The following is a 20,068-nucleotide window of genomic DNA, read 5'->3' on the forward strand; positions in this document are numbered from 1 at the left end:
GCGAACCCCAGGTATGTTTCACGTGAAACATAGCGTTAGACTCAAGCCATTCTCTATGTAACCGGTGTCTCAAGGGGCCACCGCCGTGCAGGGTGAATCACCAGCGTGCCTGTGGGGTGTGCAGAATGCAGCGCATGTTTCACGTGAAACGTGCTCTTGCGCGGATTTTCTGCCTCCCGTCATTTCTGGCGCGAGTGTTTCACGTGAAACGTTGTCAGGAAAGACGAGTGGGAACGCCGGTTCTGCGTGATCTCAGGTCTTCAGAAGGCATCCTAAGCCGATTCCGGCGCTCCGGGAATGTCCGATTCGCGCCCCAAAGGGGCTGATTTTCGGGAGAAATGGACGATCTTGTCGGATCGAAGTCAGTCGACGGTCGCGACCGCGGCTCGCGCGAGTGACTCGTAGACGTCGCCGAGCGTCGCACCCGACGCTTCGATGGACTGGGGGACCAGGGAGGTTTCCGTGAGCCCGGGGAGCACGTTGGCTTCGAGGAACCAGACAACGCCTTCTTCGTCGACGATCAGGTCGATCCGGGAGATGTGCCGGAGTCCGAGCAGCGTGTGAATATCGACAGCCGTCTGGGCGACGAGAGTGGCGATGTCCGCGGTGATGCGCGCTGGTGCGTAGAAGAGGGTCTCGCCGGCGTTGTAGCGGGCCTCGAAGCTGTAGACGCCGTTGACGGGCACGATCTCGACGGCGGGGAGGGCGACCGGACCGAGTCCGGAGTCGATGACAGTGACGGCGAGTTCGGTGCCGCGTACCTTTTCTTCGACGAGGGCCACCGAGTTGTAGGTGTAGGCCTCGACCATGGCCCGCGGAAGCTCGGCCGCGGTCTCGACGATGGTGACACCCTGCGCGGATCCACCCTGGGATGGCTTCACGACAAGGGGAGTGGGAAGTGCCGTCAGGAGATGCTCGAGAACGCTCGCCGCTCCGAGGTCCCGGAAGGTCTCTTTGGAGAGGGCAATCCAGTTCGGTGTCGCGAACCCGGCGCGTCGGACGAGTTCCTTGGCCGTGGGCTTCGTCCAGGCGAGGCTCGCCGGACCTCCGCGGGAGCCGACGTGGGGGATACCCGTCGTCTCCAGGAGCGAGAGGAGCGCGCCGTCTTCCCCGGTGGCTCCGTGCACGACCGGGAAGATGACATCGGGGGCCCGGGTGGTGAGGTCGAGCAGGAGTCCCGCCTGCGGGTCGAGGAGGGTGACCTTGTGGCCGAGGCCGGTGAGCGCGTCCGCGACCCGACGCCCCGAACGGAGCGAGATATCGCGCTCATGCGAGATTCCGCCGGCGAGAACGATGATCGCGAGGGGAGAAATATCGGTCATGATCAGGGATTCCTTGCTAATCGCTTGGGGGTGGTTCGTGGGCTAGGAGATGTCGGTCGGCAGCGGGTTGAAGCGACCGGGTGTGCGGAGCGGATCGAGCGAGCCGGTTCCGGCGAACGTTTCGAGAAGGTCGAGCTCATCGCGGACGACGGTCGCGAGGCGACGGACGCCGACCCGGATCTCGGCAGGGGTGGGATAGCAGAACGACAGGCGGATGTTCTGCTGGCCGTCGCCGTCGGCGAAGAAAGCGGTTCCCGGCGTGTACGCGACGAGCTCCTTGACGGCGCGCGGGAGCATAGCCTTGGAATTGAGCAGCTGCGGCAGGGTGACCCAGACATAGAATCCGCCATTGGGATTCGTCCAGGTGAGTTCGGGCAGGTACTCGTCCAGTGCATTCAGCAGGGCGTCCTTGCGCTCGTGGTACACGCCTCGGAAGGTGTTGATCTGGCCCTTCCAATCGGCAGTGGCCAGGTACTCCGAGATCACGAGTTGGCTGAACGAGCTCGGCGACAGAACGGCGGCCTCGTTCGCGAGCACCAGCTTTTCCCTGATCGCGTGGGGTGCGAGGGCCCAACCCACCCGGAAACCCGGAGCGAGGGTTTTGGAGAAGGTGCCGAGGTAGACGACGCCGTCCTGTTCGAGGGAGCGCATCGCATCCGGTGCCGGCTTGTCGAAGTAGAGCAGGCCGTACGGGTTGTCTTCGAGGACGAGGATGTTGTTGGCGCGGCAGATCTCGAGAATTTCGATACGCCGTTCCCAGCTCAGCGTGACCCCGGCCGGGTTGTGGAAGTTCGGGATCGTGTACAGGAACTTGATGGTCTTGCCTGCAACACGGAGCTGCTGGATGTGCTCACGCAGGGCTTCAGGGATGAGACCGTGTTCGTCCATGGGAACATGGTCGACCTCGGCCTGGTACGACTTGAAGATGACCATGGCAGTCACGTAACTCGGTCCCTCGGAGATCACAACGTCACCGGGATCGAGAAAGAGTTTGCTGACGAGTTCGAGGGCGTGCTGCGAGCCGGTGGTCACGACGACATCGTCGGCATGGGCGCGGATGCCTTCGAGGGCCATGACCTCGAGGATCTGTTCGCGGAGAGCGGGTACTCCCTGGCCGGAGCCGTATTGCAGGGCGACGGGACCCTGCTCACGCATGACCCGCTCCATGGCGTTGACCACGAGGTCCGGGGGCAGCGCTGCCACGAACGGCATTCCCCCGGCCAGTGAGACGACCTCGGGGCGGGAGGCGACGGCGAAGAGGGCCCGCACCTCGGAGGCCCGCAGCCCGGCGGCTCGCTCGGCGTAGTGGTGGTACCACGGGTCGAGGTTGTTACCGGCCTGGGAAGAGCCCTGTGCAGTCACGTCACATCCGTTCTGGTGAGGGTTCAATCGTAGGCCCACCCGGATACGACGAAGCCCGCCCGACGGTGCCGGGCGGGCTTCGTTCATCTCTACGTCCGGTGTTTCACGTGAAACCGACCGAAGCGGGGAGAGGGCCTCTAGGCCAGGTATGCGGCCAGGTCGGAAACGAGGACGACCTTCGGCTTGGCGCCGATGACGGTCTTGACGACCTCGCCCTTCTGGAACACCTTCATGGCCGGGATCGACGTGATCTGGTATTTCGCGGCGAGGGCGGGGAAGTCGTCGACGTTGAGCTTGACGATGTCGAGCTTGTCGGCGTGCTCTGCGGCGATCTGGTCCAGGATGGGGCTGACGGCGCGGCAGGGGCCACACCATTCCGCCCAGAAGTCCACGAGGACGGTCTTCTCGTTGTTGATGACTTCCTGGTCGAAAGTCGCGTCGGTAACGGCGCGTGCGGACATGTGTGCTCCTTAGTTGGTGGCTGTTGCGAATGTGGAGTCGCCGGCGCTGGCCAGCAGTTCCGCGGGGAGGGAAGCGAGGTAGTGCTCCGCGTCGAGCGCAGCCACGGTGCCGGAGGCGGCCGCGGTCACGGCCTGGCGGTAGTGCGGGTCGATGACGTCGCCGGCGGCGAAGACGCCCGCCTGGCTGGTCAGGGAGGATCGTCCAGCGACGGCGATCGTGCCGTCCGTCGTGAGATCGAGCTGCTTGTGGACGAGGTGGGTGCGCGGGTCATTGCCGATGGCGACGAAGACCCCTCCGACGGGAAGGATGCTTTCGGCGCCGGAAACCGTGTCGCGCAGAACCAGGCCGTCGACGGCATCCGTGCCCGTGATGCCGGAGACCGTCGAGTTCCAGACGAACTCGATCTTCGGGTTGGCGAAGGCGCGATCCTGCATGATCTTGGAGGCGCGCAGGGTGTCCTTGCGGTGCACAACGTAGACCTTGCTCGCGAACCGGGTGAGGAAGGTGGCTTCCTCCATGGCGGAGTCGCCGCCGCCGATCACGGCAATCTCCTTCTCTTTGAAGAAGAAGCCGTCGCAGGTCGCACACCAGGAGACGCCGCGCCCCGAGAGGCGCTCTTCGTCTTCGAGACCGAGCTTGCGGTAGGCGGAACCGGTCGCGAAGATCACGGTCAGGGCCTCGTGGGTCTCGCCGGAACCGAGCGTGACGGTCTTGACCGCGCCGGTGAGGTCGAGTTCGGTGACGTCGTCGTAGACGACCTCGGTGCCGAAGCGTTCGGCCTGCTCCTGCATCTTCTGCATGAGGTCGGGGCCCTGGACACCCTCGGGGAAGCCGGGGAAGTTCTCGACCTCGGTCGTGTTCATCAGCTCGCCGCCTGCCTCGACCGAGCTCGCGATGAGGAGCGGTTTGAGGTTGGCGCGCGCGGCGTAAATGGCGGCCGTGAATCCGGCAGGGCCGGAGCCGATGATGATGATCTGACGCACGCGTAGACTCCTTCGCAGTGGGGGCAGGGCAGGTGTGGCTGCCTCGCTGCCGGGTACAACACATCCTAATCGGATGCTATTCCGCGCCTCCCAGCCGGGGGCCTGCGTTCACGGCCGGTTGCCAGTGTGCCCGGCCCGGGGACCACCTTGCTGGTGGCGTGCCGGACTAGTTCGTGCCGCGCGGGCGGAACCGGTTGATCAGCGGCACCAGGAAGACCCTGAGTTCATCGCTGCGCATGAGCAGCAGCATTCCGAAGTAGGCGAGCGACATCACGCCGCCGATGATGAGCATCGAAAGGATGGCCTCGAGCCGTCCGGAGACGGCGAAGCCGCCCTCGTGAGTGCCGCCGAGGAGCAGGAGGATTCCGAGGCCGATGATGAGGGGAAGAATCGCGGCGACCAGGTACCGGACGAGGCTCCGCAGGATACGACGGCCGTCGAGACCGCCCAGACGACGCCGCAACAAATGGCCGGCCAGGATCGTTTGCAGGATTCCGGAGACCGTCACGACGAGTGCGATGCCGACGGCGATCCAGGCCGGGGGCAGCAGCGAGCACGCGAGCACTCCGGTCACGACGAGGATGACCTGGAACAGGGTGAAGAAGAACGGGGTGCGGGTGTCGCCGAGCGCGTAGAACGTGCGTTGCAGGACGAAGAGCACGCAGAAGGCGACGAGGCCGAGAATGTAGGCGATGATGACGTTCCCGGTGCCCTGCACCTGCTCGAACTTCCCCTGGGTGAAAACCGCCGCGAACGGGTAGGCGCAGACCAGGATGACCGTCGACGCGAGCACGATCAGGAGTGACGTGCCTCGTATAGCCGACGAGGCATCCGTTCTGAGCTTCGCAACGTCACCGCGGGAGGCATGCTCGCTCATGCCGGTGAAGTAGGCGGTGGCCACGGAAACGGTGATGACCGAGTGCGGGAGCATGAAGATGAGCCAGGCTGTTGCGAGCACGGCGACGGACGCCTTGCCCGTGGCCTGGGTGACGACCTGGGTTTCGACGATCCCGGCGGCCGTGCTGAGCAGGAGCATGCCGAAGGTCCAGCTCGCGGTCTTGCCGGCGGCGCCGAGCCCGACCCCGCGGAAGTGGAAGTCGGGGCGGAAGTGAAGTCCGATCCGACGCCAGAAATAGAAGAGCACGACGGCCTGCGCGACGACGCCGAGCGTGGCGGTGCCGCCCAGCAGTGCGACCATGCCCGGGGTGAAGTCGCTCGCCGTGCGATCACCGTTGGGGTCGGCCCCGGCCACGAGGGCGAAGACGACGATTCCGGCCAGGGCAACCACGTTGTTGAGAACCGGAACCCAGGTGAACGGTCCGAACGACTTTCTCGCATTGAGCACTTCCCCCAGAACCGTGTACAGGCCGTAGAAGAAGATCTGCGGCATGCACCAATAAGCGAAGGCGATGGCGAGGTCCAACTGCGCTGGAGGCAGGTGCAGGCCGATGAAGGGCGTGATGACCGGGACCAGGAGTGTTGCGGCGAGCGTGGTGACCGCGAGGATGCTGAGCGCCAGGGTCAGCAGCTTGTTGATGTACGCGGTGCCGCCGTCGACGTGGAGTCCGGCCCTGACGATCTGGGGGACGAGGACCGCGGTGAGGACTCCGCCTGCGACGATCGTGTAGACGGTGTTCGGGAGCTGATTGGCGAGCGCGAACGCGTCGGCGCTCGTGCCGTACAGGCCGATCACGCCGGCGAGGACGATGACCTTCACGAATCCCAGGATGCGGGAGACGATCGTGCCCGAGGCGAGGAATGCGCTCGCGCGCCCGATGCTAGCCACGCGGCACGACCGGGGGATCGACGGGGGCATCGACAGGGGCGTCCACAGGGGCATCTGTCGCCTGCGCGACCGCAGTACGTTCCCGGCGGCGGCGCTGCACGTTTCTCCAGAGCCCGAATCCGAAGAAGAGCACGAGCAGGGCGGCGAAGATGAGCGAACCGAGGCCCTCCCAGTCCGCACGCACGTTGATCGGAATCTGACTGGGCTGGCCGACGACGGAACCGTCCGGGGAGAAGAGGGTGATCCGCAGCGTGACCGCACCATTCCCGACAGCGGCCGTCACGGGGACCTTGACGGTCCTGGCCGAGGACGCCTCGATCGTCGCCTCGATGACATCGCCGCCGACGATGAGTCGGCCGTTGGACGGGACGACCTGGACTTTCACCGTCACGGACTGCCCGAGGGCGTTGTCGAGGGTGATCGGGATGTCGACCTGACTGCCGACGACGTTGATCGGACCCTTCGTGGACACGCTGATCGAGGAGAGCAGTACAGAGGAGTCCGCGAGGCTCGAGTCGACGGCCTCGCTCCAGGCACCCGTATCCTGCGCCCAGCTCGTCGACAGCAGCGCGAGCGTCGTCAGTCGCTGGGTGGCGGTGATGGCGAGCGGTTTGGAGAGTGCCGTCGAGAACGCCGTCACCTCACCTTCACGGTGCAGCAGAGTGCGCGCCGTGAGGATGCGGGCATCGGACACCGCCTGGGACTGGAAGCTCACGTCCGTGGCCGGCGACGCCGCACGTGCGGCGGCCACGGTCGCCGGTGCACGCCAGCCCAGGCCCGAAAGGGCCGCGAGGGTTTCGCTCAACCGGACTCCACCCGGCACGGGGTCACGGTCGAACGTGGCGAGGAGTGTGCGCACGGTCGCGGGACGTTCGGCGGAGACCACCGCGATCTGGGAGCTCAGCTCGGCCATCGCCACCTGCCAGTCGCTATCCGTCGTCGCGGTGGCCGCCGTCCGGAGCGCTGCAGAGATGGGTTCGTCGGTGACCAGGGCGTTTCCATGCCCACCGGCCAGGACCACGTTCGCGTTGGGGGTCTCGGTGAGGTCAGACTGCGCGGTGTTTGCCCCGCCGAGGATGAGGCTCGAGAGGCCGCCCGCCGTGAAGACATCGAGGTCGGCGGCCGAGACCGTGCCCGTCAGCGGCCAGCCGATGTCCGTTGCCGTGTAATTCCAGGCCAGGAGTTGCTCGCTCGTGGGGACTGTGCCCGGAGTGATCACGGGTGCTGAGGTCGGGGGTGGAGTCGGAGTCGCGGTGTCGGTCGTCGTGTCGGTCGTCGTGTCGGTCAGGCCGGCAGGGGCGCTGCCGGTTGCCGTCGGAGTCGGGGTCGGTGTCGGAGTTGATGTTGATGGTGTCGGTGCCGGTGTCGGGGAGGTGAAATCCGAGGCGTTGATCGACTGGTCGAATGAGAGGGGAACCAGGAGGGTGCCGGCAGCGGCCTGGGCCTGAAGGGTGAGGTCGGCACCCGCATAGCCGAGCGGGAATATATCGTTCTTCGCCTGACCGAGGCGACCGAGCCAGGCCACGGCACTCGCCGGTGCCGTGTTGCCGAGGATACGGATCGACGCGATGATCATCGGATCGATCGCAATCGTCACGTCGCGGTTGATCACGCCGTCGAGCTGCCGGCTCAGCCTGCCGCCCGGCGCGGTGTAGGTTTCGAGTGATTTCGCCGGGATGAGACCCTCGGTCTGCTCCGGCACCGTGATCGGCATCACGACAGCGAGGGCCACCGGGGTGACGACCTCGTTGGAATACCAGACGAAGGTGCCCCGCCCCTGGGCGAGGACGGACCCGTCCTCGGTGATCGTGGCCGAGATGCCGCGGGCGCCCCACGCGTTGCCCGAGGTGAGGCCGACGTCCGCGGAGGGCACCGAGATGGCGACGGTCGCCGTTCCCGCTGGCGGGATGGCGGCCGGAAGTGCCGAACGCAGCATCAGGTCGCCGGGCTTGCCCGTCTTGGTGGGATGCAGCCAGGCGGTGAGTGCGCTGCGACTGGTCAGTGCCCGTTCGGCGAGGTAGAGCTCGATCGTGCCGGGGGTGATGGTTTCGGCGCTGCCGTTGGTGATCCTTACGGTGACCGCGAGGTCCTGACCTGACCGCAGGGGCGCCAGCGAGACGGGGGCGACCGTCACCGTGACCTGGTCCGTCGTCGCAGCATCCGCTGTCGGCGTCGGCGTCGGCGTCGGAGTCGCCGTCGCGGCGGCGGCCGCGCTGGTGGGCGCGCCGGGAATGAAGCCGGACGAAGCCAGGGGAAGCAGTCCGGCGAGGATGCCGATCAGGAGGGCGGAGACGGGGACCCTGAGGTGCGACCAGCGGCCGCTCGCCGCTGTCGGGTGCGCGGGCCGACGCGCAGTACTTGACTCGGCCACCATATAGGGGATTCTACGGCGTGCGCCCTGAGTAACCGGTCTGCGGCTCCCGCGCCGGCGACCAGGAACTAACATGGGGGGCATGCAGAGCGTCGCGACAGCCCTCACGCGGCTGGGCGACCTGGCTGCCACTCCTTCCGTATCCCGCCTGGCCCTGGCCTTCGAGGCTGCGGGCCACGAGCTTGCCCTCGTCGGCGGTCCGGTGCGCGACGCGTTCCTGGGCCGGACCCTGCACGACCTCGATTTCACGACGGATGCGACCCCGGAGCAGATCCTCGAGATCGTCACCCCGATCTCCGAGGCGCAGTGGGATATCGGCCGGGCCTTCGGGACCATCGGGGCGAAGGTCGCCGGCGAGACCGTGGAGATCACCACCTACCGGGCGGACAGCTACGACGGGGTGACCAGGAAGCCGGAGGTCGTATTCGGGCTGAGCCTGGAGGACGACCTTCTCCGCCGGGACTTCACGGTCAACGCGATGGCGTTGCGCCTTCCCGGGCTCACCCTGGTCGACCCGGCGAACGGCATCGGCGACCTCATGGCCGGGGTCCTGCGGACGCCGATCTCGCCGGAGATCTCCTTCGGCGACGACCCGCTGCGGATGATGCGTGCCGCCAGGTTCACCGCCCAACTCGGTTTCACCCTCGACCTCGACACCGCGATCGCGATGGACGCGATGGCGTCGAGCATCCGCAATATCTCGGCGGAACGGGTCTGCGAAGAGCTCTGCAAGCTGCTCCTCTCGGACAACCCGCACGGCGGCCTCGAGCTGCTGGTTGACTCCGGCCTGCTCGACATCGTCCTGCCGGAGATTCCGGCGCTGCGCCTCGAGGTCGACGAGCACCACCACCACAAGGACGTCTACCAGCACACCCTCACCGTGCTCGACCAGGCGATCGGCTACGAGAAGTCCCGGGAGAGCTTCCCGGGCGGACCGGACCTGATCGTGCGGCTCGCCGCCCTGTTCCACGACATCGGGAAGCCGGCGACCCGGAAGCTCGAGCCAGGCGGAATCGTGAGTTTCTACCACCACGACGTGGTGGGCGCCAAGCTCGCGAAGAAGCGCCTGCGTGCGCTGCGCTTCGACAACGACACGATCGCGGCCGTCTCCCGGCTGATCGAGCTCCACCTGCGCTTCTTCGGGTACACCGAGGGAGCCTGGACGGATTCGGCCGTGCGCCGCTATGTGCGCGACGCCGGCGACCAGCTCGAACGGCTGCACATCCTCACCAGGGCCGACGTGACCACCCGCAACCGGCGTAAGGCCGACCGGCTGGGCTTCGCATACGACGACCTCGAGCAGCGCATTCGCGAACTCGCCGAGCAGGAGGAGATGGCCGCAGTGCGGCCAGACCTCGACGGAGAGCAGATCATGGCGATCCTCGGCGTGAAACCGGGCAGGGAGGTCGGCGAGGCCTACCGTTTCCTCCTCGAACAGCGCCTCGACGACGGCCCCCTCGGTGTCGAGGAGGCAACGCGCCGCCTTCAGGCGTGGTGGGCGGGACACGGCCAGTAACCACTCCTCAACAGGGGCGGATGTGCGCACTTCTCCACAAGCGCTGCTTCCGGCTGCACGGTCCACGCGCGTCCCGGCATGCTCGGACTGACGTGAACACAGACGGCGTGGAGGGCGCCGCGGCGCTGTGGTGGCTTTTGGTCGCCTCATCGAGTAGTCTGGGCAGGTTGTCTGCGCGCCGGATTCCCGGCCTCCGCCTTCAGCACATGCACAACCCTCCTGTTGCAGAGATTCTGCAGCCGTTTAGTCCGAAGGAGGTGGGTTAGTCATGCATCAGTACGAGTTGATGGTTATCCTCGATCCCGAGATCGATGAGCGCACCGTAGCTCCCAGCCTTGACAAGTTCCTCAACGTTGTTCGCAACGATGGTGGAACGATTGACAAGGTTGACGTTTGGGGTCGCCGCCGTCTCGCTTACGAGATCAACAAGAAGTCCGAAGGCATCTACGCCGTCGTCGACTTCACCGCGAACGCTTCTGCCACGGCCGAGCTCGACCGCCAGCTGAAGCTGTCGGAAGCCGTCATGCGCACCAAGGTTCTCCGCGCAGAAGAAGGCATCGCCCAGGTTGCCGTCGCGAGCAAGCTCGCCGCCGAGAAGGCAGCCCGCAAGGCAGCCAACCCGAAGGTCATTGCCGCGAAGGCCGAAGCCGCAGCCGCCCCGACCGCCAAGGTCGCCGCGTCTGTCAAGCCCGCATCGGCTCCCGCCGCAGCAGCCGTCAAGGCCGCAGCCCCGGCAGCTCCTGCAGCCCCGGCAGCGGTCGCCACCCCGGCAGCAGTCGCCAAGCCCGCAGCGGTCGCCACACCGGCTCCCGCAGCAGCCGTCGACACCGCCGACAAGGCAAGCGACAAGTAGCCCATGGCCGGCGAGACCGTAATCACCGTGGTGGGCAACCTGACCAGCGATCCGGAACTGCGTTACACGCAGGGCGGGCTGGCGGTTGCCAACTTCACCATCGCATCCACTCCGCGCAATTTCGATCGCGCAGCCAACGAGTGGAAAGATGGCGACGCATTGTTCCTGCGCGCGAGCGTTTGGCGTGAATTCGCCGAGCACGTCGCCGGTTCACTGACCAAGGGTTCTCGTGTCGTCGCTACTGGGCGGCTCAAGCAGCGTTCCTATGAAACGAAGGAAGGCGAGAAGCGCACAAGCTTCGAGCTCGAAATCGACGATATCGGTCCTTCGCTCAAGTACGCCACTGCTTCGCTCACTCGCGCTGCATCGTCCTCCTCCCCGCGCGGCGGTAACTCCGCAGCGGCCGGGAACGACGAGCCCTGGGCAGCCACTCCTCCCGCCGCCGTGAACACCGGTGGCGACGTGTGGAACACCCCGGGCAACTTCAGCGACGAGACACCCTTCTAGCCGATCGCGGCGCTCCGGCGCCGTCAGGCTGAAACGCACTTCTTAAGAAAGTAAGGAAATCATGGCTGGAAAGTCGAGCGGCGACCGCCGCAAGCCGCTCCGCGGAGCTAAGGGTGGCAAGAATGCCGCTCCCGCGAAGTCGATCCGGGTTGGTGTCATCGATTACAAAGATGTCCCCACCCTGCGCAAGTTCATCTCCGAGCGTGGAAAGATCCGCGCCCGTCGTATCACCGGTGTCTCCGTCCAGGAACAGCGCCTCATCGCCCGTGCCGTCAAGAACGCCCGCGAAATGGCGTTGTTGCCCTACGCCGGCTCAGGCAGGTAGGTAGCCAAATGTCGAAAATCATTCTGACGCACGAGGTCTCCGGCCTCGGTGCACCCGGCGACATCGTCGAGGTCAAGAACGGGTTCGCCCGTAACTACCTCTTCCCGCAGGGCTGGGCCGTTTCCTGGACCCGCGGAGGCGAGAAGCAGATCGAACAGATCAAGGCTGCTCGTGTCGCCCGTGAGCACGCCACGCTCGAAGAGGCCCAGGCCCTGAAGGCAACCATCGAGAACACCAAGGTCCGTCTGGTCGTCAAGGCCGGAACGGGCGGACGCCTCTTCGGCTCCGTCAAGACCACGGATGTTGCCGAAGCCGTCGCCGCTGCAGGCCTCGGTGCCATCGACAAGCGCAAGATCGAGCTCAGCCCGATCAAGTCCGTCGGCGAGCACCAGGCAACGGTTCGTCTTCGCGACGAACTGAGCGCCACCATCACCCTCGTGGTGGTTGCTGCCAAGTAAGCAGTCACACTGCCGGCCTAGCGGCGGACTCCCACCGGAGTCCGCCGCTAGGCTCGTTTAAGGCTCCAGCCACCCCTTTCGAGGGTGATTTCAGTTGATGAATCCCCACATTTGTACACAGGATTTCTTCTGGGCACCAACGTTCAAGGTGTACTTGAACCAGCTTTTTACCCACAGCTGTGAATAGAATTTATGCCTGATCAAAGTGCATTAAATTTTCAAAGAAGATTAGTTGTCCACAGCCGAGTCCACAGGTTGTGCACAAGCCTCGCGGCGTTTCGCCCTCATTCTGCACAGTGTTATCCACAGGGTGGTTTGTTTCCAGCGGAAACCGGTCCGTATGGTGGGCACGCGGCCGGATTTCGAGGTGTGCCGGAATCGTCCGATGGTGTCGGCGGTCCCTGATAGAACATCACCACGGACAGAGGAGGCACGGTTGTCGATCGCACACCTGGGTCTGGCGGACAAACGCGGTACCGATCTGCGCAACGGCACAGAGACCCGGCACACCGAACGAACGCTCCCCCACGATCTCCTGGCCGAACAGAGCGCGCTCGGCGGCATGATGCTCAGCAAGGACGCCGTCGCAGACGTCGTCGAGACCGTTCGCGCCGCGGACTTCTACATCCCGAAGCACGAGCTGATCTTCGATGCGATCCTGTCGCTCTATGCGCAGGGTGAGCCGACGGACGTCATCGCCGTCACCGACGAACTCACCAAACTCGGCGAACTCTCCCGAGCCGGCGGCGCAGACTACCTGCACACGCTCACGAGCCTCGTCCCGACCGCCGCCAACGCGGGCTTCTACTCCTCCATCGTCGCCGAGCGGGCCCTGCTGCGCCGCCTCGTCGAGGCCGGGACCCGCATCGCCCAGATGGGGTACTCGGGCGAAGGCGAGGTGCTCGACCTCGTCAACAACGCCCAGGCCGAGATCTACGCCGTCACCGGCAGCACAGAGACCGAAGACTACGTGCCGCTCACCGACGCCGTGACGGCGGCAATCGACGAGATTGAAGCCGCCAAAGGCAAAGACGGCCAGATGACCGGCGTGCCGACCGGCTTCGCGGACATGGACGAGCTCACCAACGGTTTCCACCCCGGCCAGCTCATCATCGTCGCGGCACGTCCTGCCCTCGGAAAGTCGACGCTCGCGCTCGACTTCGCGCGCTCGGCCTCGATCAAGCACGACATGCCGAGCATCTTCTTCTCCCTCGAAATGGGCCGCAGCGAAATCGCGATGCGCCTGCTCTCTGCCGAGGCATCCGTGCCCCTGCAGAGCATGCGCAAGGGCACGGTCGACGCGCGCGACTGGACAACCATCGCGGCCACCCGCGGACGCATCAACGACGCCCCGCTCTACATCGACGACAGCCCCAACATGACCCTCGTCGAGATCAGGGCCAAGTGCCGCAGGCTCAAGCAGCGCGTCGGACTCAAAATGGTCATCATCGACTACCTGCAGCTGATGACATCGGGCAAGAAGGTCGAGTCCCGACAGCAGGAGGTCAGCGAGTTCTCCCGAGCTCTCAAGCTCATGGCCAAGGAACTGCAGGTGCCCGTGATCGCCCTCTCCCAGCTCAACCGTGGACCGGAACAGCGTGCGGACAAGATGCCGGCCATCTCCGACCTCCGGGAGTCCGGTTCGCTCGAGCAGGACGCCGACATGGTCATCCTGCTGCACCGCGAGAGCGCATATGAAAAGGACAACCCCCGCGCCGGCGAAGCCGACCTGATCGTCGCCAAGCACCGCAACGGTCCGACGCGAACCGTCACCGTCGCCTTCCACGGCCACTATTCGCGCTTCGCCGATCTCGCGCCCGGTTCGTAGATTCCGCGTTAAAACGACCCCCTCTTCCCCGGTACGCTAGCGGGAGGGCGGTAAAACCGCGCAAGCTTTCGGGTTGTCCGGATTTGCTCGTGGCTGGCCGCCGCGAAGGAGATACCCGCGTGAAGGTTGGCATTGGGCGAGAGCGCATCGAGGGAGAGCGGCGTGTCGCCGCGACACCGGAGACTGTGCAGCAACTACGGGGCCTCGGTGTCGATGTCCTGATCGAGGCCGGCGCCGGCATCGCTGCAGGATTCTCCGATCGCTCATACACGGATGCCGGTGCCACCGTCGTCCCCGAGCTCGCGCTCGATGACCTCGACGTCTACTGCCACGTGCGACCGCTCACCCCCTCGATCGCCGCCAGGCTCCACTCCGGCCTCGTCACGGTCGGACTCGCGGCCCCCGCAAACGAACTCCCGACCGTCACGGCCCTGGCCGCGGCCGGCGTCACCGCCTTCGCCCTCGAACTCGTGCCGCGCATCAGCCGCGCCCAGTCGATGGACGCCCTGACCTCGCAGGCCCTCGTCGCCGGCTACCGGGTCGTCCTCGAGGCGGCCATCCGCTTCCCGCGGTTCTTCCCGATGTACATGACTGCCGCGGGCACCATCCCGCCCGCGCGCGTCCTCGTCCTCGGCGCCGGCGTCGCGGGCTTGCAGGCGATCGCGACGGCCAAGCGCCTCGGCGCGCGCGTCTCCGCGTACGACGTGCGCCCCGCATCCGCCAACGAGGTCACCTCGATGGGCGGAACCTTCGTGACGCTCGACCTGGATGCCGTCGAGGGCGCGGGCGGGTACGCCCGCGAGCTCAGCGAAGACCGCGCCGTCCGCCAGCGCGAGCTCCTCGCCCCCCACGTCGCCGCGGCGGATGTCCTCATCACCACGGCCGCGATCCCCGGCCGCCCTGCACCCCTGCTCGTGACGCACGACATGGTCACCGGCATGCGGCCCGGCTCCGTCATCGTCGACCTCGCCGCCGAAACCGGCGGAAACGTCGAAGGCGTCGTCGCCGGCGTCGACACCCTCGTTCCGGTCGCGAGCGGGGACGGAACCGTCAGCCTCGTCGGGATGAAGGACGCGGCATCCACGATGCCCGCTGACGCCTCACGCCTGTACGCCAAGAACGTCGCGAACCTGCTCGCTCTCATGACGAGCGAGGGCACGGTCGCCCCCGATTTCACCGACGAGGTCATCGCCGGCGCATGCCTCACCCACTCGGGCGAAGTGACGCACGAACCGACCAAGGCCGCCCTCGCGGCCCAGGCCGCGCTGCAAGGAGAAGACTGATGGATCCGATCACCCTGTTGACCGTGGTGGTGCTGGCGGTGTTCGTCGGCTTTGAAGTGGTCTCGAAGGTCTCGAGCACCCTGCACACCCCGCTGATGAGCGGCGCGAACGCCATTCACGGCATCATCCTGATCGGCGCGATCACCGTCGCCGGCCAGACGACCACTATCTGGCTGCTGGTCGTGGCCCTGCTCGCCGTGCTCCTCGCGACAGCGAACCTCGTCGGCGGCTTCGTCGTCACCGACCGGATGCTCAAAATGTTCGCCCCCCGCAAACCGGCCGGCACCGACGCGAAGGACACCGCCAAATGAGCCTGCTCAGCCCCGAATGGACCGGGCTCCTCTACCTGGTCTCCGCCGTCTGCTTCATCCTCGCCCTCCGCGGGCTGTCCTCGCCCAAGACCGCACGGCGCGGCAACCTGATCGGCGCCGCCGGAGCGCTCCTCGCCGTCATCACCGTGTTCTTCTCGGTCCGGATGGACAACATCCCCGCCATCATCGTGGCCATCGCCGTCGGTTCGGCCATCGCCGCCCCGATCTCCCGCCGCGTGCAGATGACGCAGATGCCCCAGCTCGTCGCCCTCTTCAACGGCGTCGGCGGCGGCGCAGCCGCCCTGGTGGCCATGCTCGAGCTCGGTGAAAGCGCCAATGGCTGGACCAGGGTCGCCGTCGTCTTCACGATGCTCGTCGGCGCGGTGTCCTTCGCCGGCTCCGCCGTCACTGTCGGCAAGCTCCAGGGCCTGATCAGCTCCCGCCCGCTCGTGTTCCCCGGGCTGGCCTGGGTCATGGGCGGCATCGTCCTCCTGGCGCTCGTCACCGGCGGCTTCGTCGTCGGGACCGGTGCCGCCGGCTGGGCGGTCGTGCTGCTCGTTCTCGGCCTCGTCGTCGGCGCCCTGCTCGTGCTGCCGGTCGGCGGCGCGGACGTGCCCATCGTCATCTCCCTGCTGAACGCATTCACCGGGCTCGCCGTCGCGGCCTCCGGCATCGTGATCGGCAACCTCCTGCTCGTCGTCGCCGGCACCCTCGTCGGTGCAAGCGGCACGATCCTCACCCGCGCGATGGCCGCAGCAATGGGCCGCGGAGTCAGCGGCATCATGTTCGGCGCCTTCAAGGGCGGCTCGACCGCGGGCTCGACCACGCAGAGCGACCGTCCTGTCCGGTCCTCCAGCCCCGAAGACGTCGCCGTGCTGCTCAACTACGCCCAGCGGGTCGTCATCGTTCCCGGCTACGGCCTTGCCGTCGCCCAGGGCCAGCACACGATCGCCGAACTCGCAACGACCCTGCAGGCCAGGGGCGTCGAGGTCGTCTTCGCGATCCACCCGGTCGCCGGGCGGATGCCGGGGCACATGAACGTGCTCCTCGCCGAGGCGAACGTTCCGTACGAGTCGCTCAAGGAAATGGCCGAGGTCAACCCCGAGTTCAAGAACACCGACGTCGCCCTCGTCGTCGGCGCGAACGACGTGGTCAACCCCGCGGCCAAGACTTCGCCCGGCTCGCCGATCTACGGGATGCCGATTCTCGACGTCGGCGACGCCCGCCAGGTCGTCTTCCTCAAGCGCTCGATGCGCCCCGGCTTCGCGGGCATCGAGAACGAGTTGCTCTACGACCCGAAGACGACGCTTTTGTTCGGCGACGCCAAGGATTCCCTCACCAAGATCCTCGGCGCGGTCAACGCGCTCTAGGCTCTGTCACCGAGCGGATGCTCCGAGCCGGCCCGCGTAGACTTGGCCAGTCTCGCTACCCGACAACGAGCATCCGCTACCGGCAGGAAGCCGCAGGCAGGAAAGGGGTCTTCGCATGGCCGACGCACCCGACAACGCCCGCACGGACCACCGCACCGCGGGGTATTGGACAGTGCCCCTCGTGCGCGCTGCGATCGCCGTCGTCCCGGCCATCCTGATCACCTTCACCGCGAACCACTCCCCGGACTTCGGGCTCGTGGTGTTCGGCGCCTTCGCCTTCGTGAGTGGCGTCGCCGTCGCCGTGCTGAGCCGCCGCACTCTCGCAGACTCCCGTGAACGCAGCGCCTTCCTCGTGCAGGGCGTCGCCGGTGTCGTAGCCGGGGCGCTCGCGCTCGGCTTCCACGGCGGGGGGCTCGGCTTCTTCCTCTACCTCGTCACGGTCTGGGGCATCGTGACCGGCTTCCTGGAACTGTCGAGCGGCATCCGTGCCCGGCGCAGGGACCCTGCAGACCGTGACTGGCTCGTGATGGGCGCGGCGACCGTGCTGTTCGCGATCGTTGTGCTGGTGCTGCCGCCGAACGTCGTCGTTTCCGTCGGCCTGCTCGGCGCCTATCTCGTGATGCTCGCGGTCTACCTCGGCATCGCAGCGTTCTCACTCAAGTGGGCCGTGGCGGCCGGCGCCGCCCAGGTCCCCCTCGACTCGATTCACCCCGCAGCACCCAACGATTCGGACACTCAGTGACCCAGAACACGCCGCGCAAGCCCAGCCGCTCCGAAGTACTGAAGCCGCTCGAACTGGTCGGCCTCGCCGGCGTGATGGCCCTCTTCCTCGGGCTCGTCGTGCTGATGAGCACGAGGGAGCCGCTGCTCGCCCTGGTCGGGTTCGGCATCGCGTTCATCGTCGTGCTCGTCGTGATCGCGATGCTCGTGCTCAACATCAAGCCCAACGACGCCGAAAAGACCGACATCGACGAGCAGGACAAGGGCCAGCAGCCCTAAGCCGGTCAGCCGAGGTAGTCGACGAGACTGTCGGCGAGGCCGACGTATGCCGCGGGAGTCAACGCGAGCAGGCGGGCCCGGGCGTCCTCCCCGATCTCGAGCCCGGAGACGAAGGCGACGAGGTCGGCCTGGTTGATCCGCTTGCCACGGGTGAGCTCCTTGAGCAGCGCGTACGGGTCTGCGATCGTCGACCGGCCGGCCGAGACCTCCGCCCGGATCACGGTCTGGATGGCCTCGCCGAGGATCTCCCAGTTGACGTCGAGATCGTGAGCGAGCAGGGCCCTGTCGATGTCGATCTCGCCGAGCCCGCGCACGATGTTGTCGAGGGCGAGCAGGGAGTGGCCGAAGCCGACGCCGATGTTGCGCTGGGTCGTCGAATCGGTCAGGTCCCGCTGCATGCGCGAGGTGACCAGGGTCGCGGCGAGCGAGTCGAGGATCGCCGAGGACAGTTCGAGGTTCGCCTCGGCGTTCTCGAAGCGGATCGGGTTGATCTTGTGCGGCATCGTCGATGAGCCGGTCGCGCCGGCCTGAGGGATCTGCCGGAAGTAGCCGAGGGAGATGTAGGTCCACACGTCCGTTGCGAGGTTGTGCAGCACCCGGTTGACGTGGGACACCTTCGAGTACAGCTCGGCCTGCCAGTCGTGCGATTCGATCTGGGTCGTGAGCGGGTTCCAGGTCAGCCCGAGGCCCTCGACGAAGGCGCGGGACACGGCCGGCCAGTCGATCGTGGGATCCGCGGCGACGTGCGCCGCGAATGTTCCGGTCGCACCGCTGAACTTGCCGAGATAGTCGTTGGCCTCGACCTGCGCGGCCAGGCGCTCGAGCCGGTACACGAAGACCGCGATCTCCTTGCCGACGGTCGTCGGCGTTGCCGGCTGGCCGTGGGTGCGGGCGAGCATCGCATCCGCCCGGTATTCGAGGGCGCGCAGCCGGAGCAGTCCGATGGTCGCGCGGAGCTTGGGCAGCCAGACCTCGCGCACGGCGGAGCTCACGGTGAGGGCGTACGCGAGGTTGTTGATGTCCTCGCTCGTCGCGGCGAAGTGGGTGAGCTCGCTGATCCGGTCGAGGCCGAGCGTGGTCAGGCGGCGGCGCACGAGATACTCGACCGCCTTGACGTCGTGGCGGGTGGTGGCCTCGAGAACGGCGAGTTCGTCGATCTCGGCCTGGCCGAAGCCGGTGACGAGGGCGCGCAGCGAGGCCTTGTGTCCGGCGTCGAGCGGAGTGGAACCGAACAGGCTGCGATCGGTGAGGGTGATCAGCCACTCGACCTCGACGTGCACCCGCGCGCGGTTGAGTCCGGCCTCCGACAGGTACTCCCCGAGTTCGGTGACGGCGGCCCGGTAGCGGCCGTCTAGCGGGCTGAGGACCTGGGGGGGTAGTGGACTCATCGGACTCCCTGTCGAATTGCGGGCTCTAGTTGCGCGAAGAGCGCGAGGTTTGCCTTCTCAATCATGCCCAATACCGAGTCAAACAACGCATCGTCGGAATAGTACGGGTCCGGCACGTCGTGCAGGGACGCCTGTTCCTGGTCGAAGCTGAGCAGCAGGCGCACCTTGCTCCTGTCCCGGTCGCTCACCGCCCAGTTGCGCAGGATGCGCTCCTGGGTGCGGTCGAGCACGACGACGAGGTCGTAATCGCTGAACCAGACCGGGTCGAACTGGCGGGCGCGATGGTGGCTGCCGTCGTACCCCTGCCGTTTGAGGGCGGCGACCGTGCGGACATCCGCCTGCTCGCCGACGTGCCAGTCGCCGGTGCCCGCAGAGCTCGTGAAGATCAGCCGGCCGAGCCCGGACCGGGTGACCAGGTCGCGCAGGGTGATCTCCGCCATCGGCGAGCGGCAGATGTTGCCGGTGCAGACGAAGATGATCCGAAAGGGCGTCGCCTCGTCGGGGCGGATCGCCGAGAAGGTCATGGCTCCATTGTCCGTCACTTTCGCCTCCTCCACACCTGCTCGGGGGACTTCGCTTTCCCCAGGTTCCCGTCGGCGGGCGCTCCGGAGGGTAGTGGCGCACAGGATCGGTCTGTCGGGGCCCGCCGGGTCGGCCTCGCGGAAGGGCAGGCCGATGCAGTGGTGGCAGTATCCGCCGGAAACCGACCGGTTGACCGAACTGCGGCACCAGCGGATGCTGCTGCGCACCCTGGCCGACGACATCGCCCTCGCGGCGCGCCGGCTTCTCCCCGCCGGCGCCCCGGCAGAGTGGCGCTCCGAGGCGCAGCGCGCCTACCTCGACCGCCGCTGGGAACTCGCCGCGCTCCTGGCCGGGGCGGAGCGGAGCATCGAGGAGACCCTCACGGCGGTGCTCGCGCGGATCGACAGTGTGAAGGCTCAACT

Annotated in this window: 19 protein-coding genes and 1 pseudogene; 12 read left to right on the top strand and 8 right to left on the bottom strand. The window is 66.7% G+C overall.

Going from position 1 to position 20,068, the window contains the following annotated elements; genetic code table 11:
• Positions 1–362: 362 nt before the first annotated feature.
• From QN345_RS01410 to QN345_RS01435, 6 genes are all read right to left on the bottom strand, one after another.
• Positions 363–1,322 (bottom strand): D-alanine--D-alanine ligase, encoded by a 960-nt coding sequence (locus QN345_RS01410; RefSeq protein WP_322136865.1) that lies wholly within the window; start codon positions 1,320–1,322, stop codon positions 363–365.
• 42 nt (positions 1,323–1,364) lie between these two features.
• A complete protein-coding gene (locus QN345_RS01415) occupies positions 1,365–2,684 on the bottom strand; it encodes a PLP-dependent aminotransferase family protein (protein WP_134448547.1) in 1,320 nt (439 codons plus the stop codon).
• 137 nt (positions 2,685–2,821) lie between these two features.
• Positions 2,822–3,145, bottom strand: a complete 324-nt coding sequence (gene trxA, locus QN345_RS01420) for a thioredoxin (protein ID WP_134448545.1) — start codon at positions 3,143–3,145, stop codon at positions 2,822–2,824.
• A gap of 9 nt (positions 3,146–3,154) precedes the next feature.
• The gene (gene trxB, locus QN345_RS01425) at positions 3,155–4,129 is read right to left on the bottom strand and encodes a thioredoxin-disulfide reductase (protein WP_134558124.1); all 975 of its coding nucleotides are present in this window, start codon (positions 4,127–4,129) and stop codon (positions 3,155–3,157) included.
• Between the two features lie 166 nt (positions 4,130–4,295).
• Complete coding sequence (murJ, locus tag QN345_RS01430) at positions 4,296–5,915, bottom strand: murein biosynthesis integral membrane protein MurJ (protein WP_134448541.1); 1,620 nt, start codon at positions 5,913–5,915, stop codon at positions 4,296–4,298.
• Positions 5,908–8,289, bottom strand: coding sequence for a DUF6049 family protein (locus tag QN345_RS01435; RefSeq protein WP_323508370.1), 2,382 nt, complete (start codon positions 8,287–8,289; stop codon positions 5,908–5,910). Before QN345_RS01435 ends, murJ begins: the two co-directional genes overlap by 8 nt.
• A gap of 79 nt (positions 8,290–8,368) precedes the next feature.
• Between QN345_RS01435 and QN345_RS01440 the strand changes: the two genes are divergently transcribed.
• The 11 genes and pseudogenes from QN345_RS01440 (at position 8,369) to QN345_RS01490 (ending at position 17,736) form a co-directional block, all read left to right on the top strand.
• Complete coding sequence (locus tag QN345_RS01440) at positions 8,369–9,802, top strand: CCA tRNA nucleotidyltransferase (RefSeq protein WP_134558159.1); 1,434 nt, start codon at positions 8,369–8,371, stop codon at positions 9,800–9,802.
• Positions 9,803–10,070: 268 nt separating this feature from the next.
• Positions 10,071–10,439, top strand: a pseudogene (gene rpsF, locus QN345_RS01445) (30S ribosomal protein S6); the annotation flags it as partial.
• A gap of 219 nt (positions 10,440–10,658) precedes the next feature.
• Positions 10,659–11,162, top strand: a complete 504-nt coding sequence (locus QN345_RS01450) for a single-stranded DNA-binding protein (protein WP_134448535.1) — start codon at positions 10,659–10,661, stop codon at positions 11,160–11,162.
• A 61-nt stretch (positions 11,163–11,223) separates the two neighbouring features.
• A complete protein-coding gene (gene rpsR / locus QN345_RS01455) occupies positions 11,224–11,487 on the top strand; it encodes a 30S ribosomal protein S18 (protein ID WP_035835236.1) in 264 nt (87 codons plus the stop codon).
• Positions 11,488–11,495: 8 nt separating this feature from the next.
• Positions 11,496–11,945: a 50S ribosomal protein L9 gene (gene rplI, locus QN345_RS01460; RefSeq protein ID WP_134448533.1), complete on the top strand. Its 450-nt coding sequence runs from the start codon at positions 11,496–11,498 to the stop codon at positions 11,943–11,945.
• A gap of 436 nt (positions 11,946–12,381) precedes the next feature.
• Positions 12,382–13,773: a replicative DNA helicase gene (gene dnaB / locus QN345_RS01465; protein ID WP_134448531.1), complete on the top strand. Its 1,392-nt coding sequence runs from the start codon at positions 12,382–12,384 to the stop codon at positions 13,771–13,773.
• 119 nt (positions 13,774–13,892) lie between these two features.
• Complete coding sequence (locus QN345_RS01470) at positions 13,893–15,056, top strand: Re/Si-specific NAD(P)(+) transhydrogenase subunit alpha (protein WP_322189031.1); 1,164 nt, start codon at positions 13,893–13,895, stop codon at positions 15,054–15,056.
• Entirely contained in the window at positions 15,056–15,367 is a 312-nt protein-coding gene (locus tag QN345_RS01475; RefSeq protein WP_134448527.1) for an NAD(P) transhydrogenase subunit alpha, read from the top strand. The genes QN345_RS01470 and QN345_RS01475 overlap by 1 nt, the downstream gene beginning before the upstream one ends.
• On the top strand, positions 15,364–16,737 hold the full coding sequence (locus QN345_RS01480; RefSeq protein WP_134448525.1) for an NAD(P)(+) transhydrogenase (Re/Si-specific) subunit beta: 1,374 nt from the start codon (positions 15,364–15,366) through the stop codon (positions 16,735–16,737). Before QN345_RS01475 ends, QN345_RS01480 begins: the two co-directional genes overlap by 4 nt.
• A 115-nt stretch (positions 16,738–16,852) precedes the next feature.
• Positions 16,853–17,479 carry a DUF308 domain-containing protein gene (locus QN345_RS01485; RefSeq protein WP_134448523.1) on the top strand — a complete coding sequence of 209 codons (627 nt, stop codon included), beginning with the start codon at positions 16,853–16,855 and terminating at the stop codon, positions 17,477–17,479.
• A complete protein-coding gene (locus tag QN345_RS01490) occupies positions 17,476–17,736 on the top strand; it encodes a hypothetical protein (protein WP_134448521.1) in 261 nt (86 codons plus the stop codon). Before QN345_RS01485 ends, QN345_RS01490 begins: the two co-directional genes overlap by 4 nt.
• A 5-nt stretch (positions 17,737–17,741) precedes the next feature.
• On the opposite strand, the gene purB is transcribed toward QN345_RS01490, so the two are convergent.
• Positions 17,742–19,124, bottom strand: a complete 1,383-nt coding sequence (gene purB, locus QN345_RS01495) for an adenylosuccinate lyase (RefSeq protein WP_134558128.1) — start codon at positions 19,122–19,124, stop codon at positions 17,742–17,744.
• The gene (locus QN345_RS01500) at positions 19,121–19,648 is read right to left on the bottom strand and encodes a low molecular weight protein-tyrosine-phosphatase (protein ID WP_134558160.1); all 528 of its coding nucleotides are present in this window, start codon (positions 19,646–19,648) and stop codon (positions 19,121–19,123) included. Before QN345_RS01500 ends, purB begins: the two co-directional genes overlap by 4 nt.
• A 151-nt stretch (positions 19,649–19,799) precedes the next feature.
• Here QN345_RS01500 and QN345_RS01505 point away from each other — a divergent pair.
• Positions 19,800–20,068: hypothetical protein (locus tag QN345_RS01505; RefSeq protein ID WP_323508371.1), on the top strand; the 269-nt coding region annotated here is incomplete at its 3' end.

Origin of the sequence: Cryobacterium sp. 10I1, from assembly GCF_035019805.1 — a bacterium.
GTDB lineage: Bacteria > Actinomycetota > Actinomycetes > Actinomycetales > Microbacteriaceae > Cryobacterium > Cryobacterium glucosi.

Coding starts and splice junctions, on each gene's coding strand:
- rplI (WP_134448533.1), top strand. CDS start 11,496: ATGTCGAAAATCATTCTGACGCACGAGGTCTCCGGCCTCGGTGCACCC.
- QN345_RS01410 (WP_322136865.1), bottom strand. CDS start 1,322: ATGACCGATATTTCTCCCCTCGCGATCATCGTTCTCGCCGGCGGAATC.
- QN345_RS01440 (WP_134558159.1), top strand. CDS start 8,369: ATGCAGAGCGTCGCGACAGCCCTCACGCGGCTGGGCGACCTGGCTGCC.
- QN345_RS01450 (WP_134448535.1), top strand. CDS start 10,659: ATGGCCGGCGAGACCGTAATCACCGTGGTGGGCAACCTGACCAGCGAT.
- purB (WP_134558128.1), bottom strand. CDS start 19,124: ATGAGTCCACTACCCCCCCAGGTCCTCAGCCCGCTAGACGGCCGCTAC.
- QN345_RS01500 (WP_134558160.1), bottom strand. CDS start 19,648: ATGACCTTCTCGGCGATCCGCCCCGACGAGGCGACGCCCTTTCGGATC.
- rpsR (WP_035835236.1), top strand. CDS start 11,224: ATGGCTGGAAAGTCGAGCGGCGACCGCCGCAAGCCGCTCCGCGGAGCT.
- QN345_RS01475 (WP_134448527.1), top strand. CDS start 15,056: ATGGATCCGATCACCCTGTTGACCGTGGTGGTGCTGGCGGTGTTCGTC.
- QN345_RS01435 (WP_323508370.1), bottom strand. CDS start 8,289: ATGGTGGCCGAGTCAAGTACTGCGCGTCGGCCCGCGCACCCGACAGCG.
- QN345_RS01480 (WP_134448525.1), top strand. CDS start 15,364: ATGAGCCTGCTCAGCCCCGAATGGACCGGGCTCCTCTACCTGGTCTCC.
- trxA (WP_134448545.1), bottom strand. CDS start 3,145: ATGTCCGCACGCGCCGTTACCGACGCGACTTTCGACCAGGAAGTCATC.
- QN345_RS01485 (WP_134448523.1), top strand. CDS start 16,853: ATGGCCGACGCACCCGACAACGCCCGCACGGACCACCGCACCGCGGGG.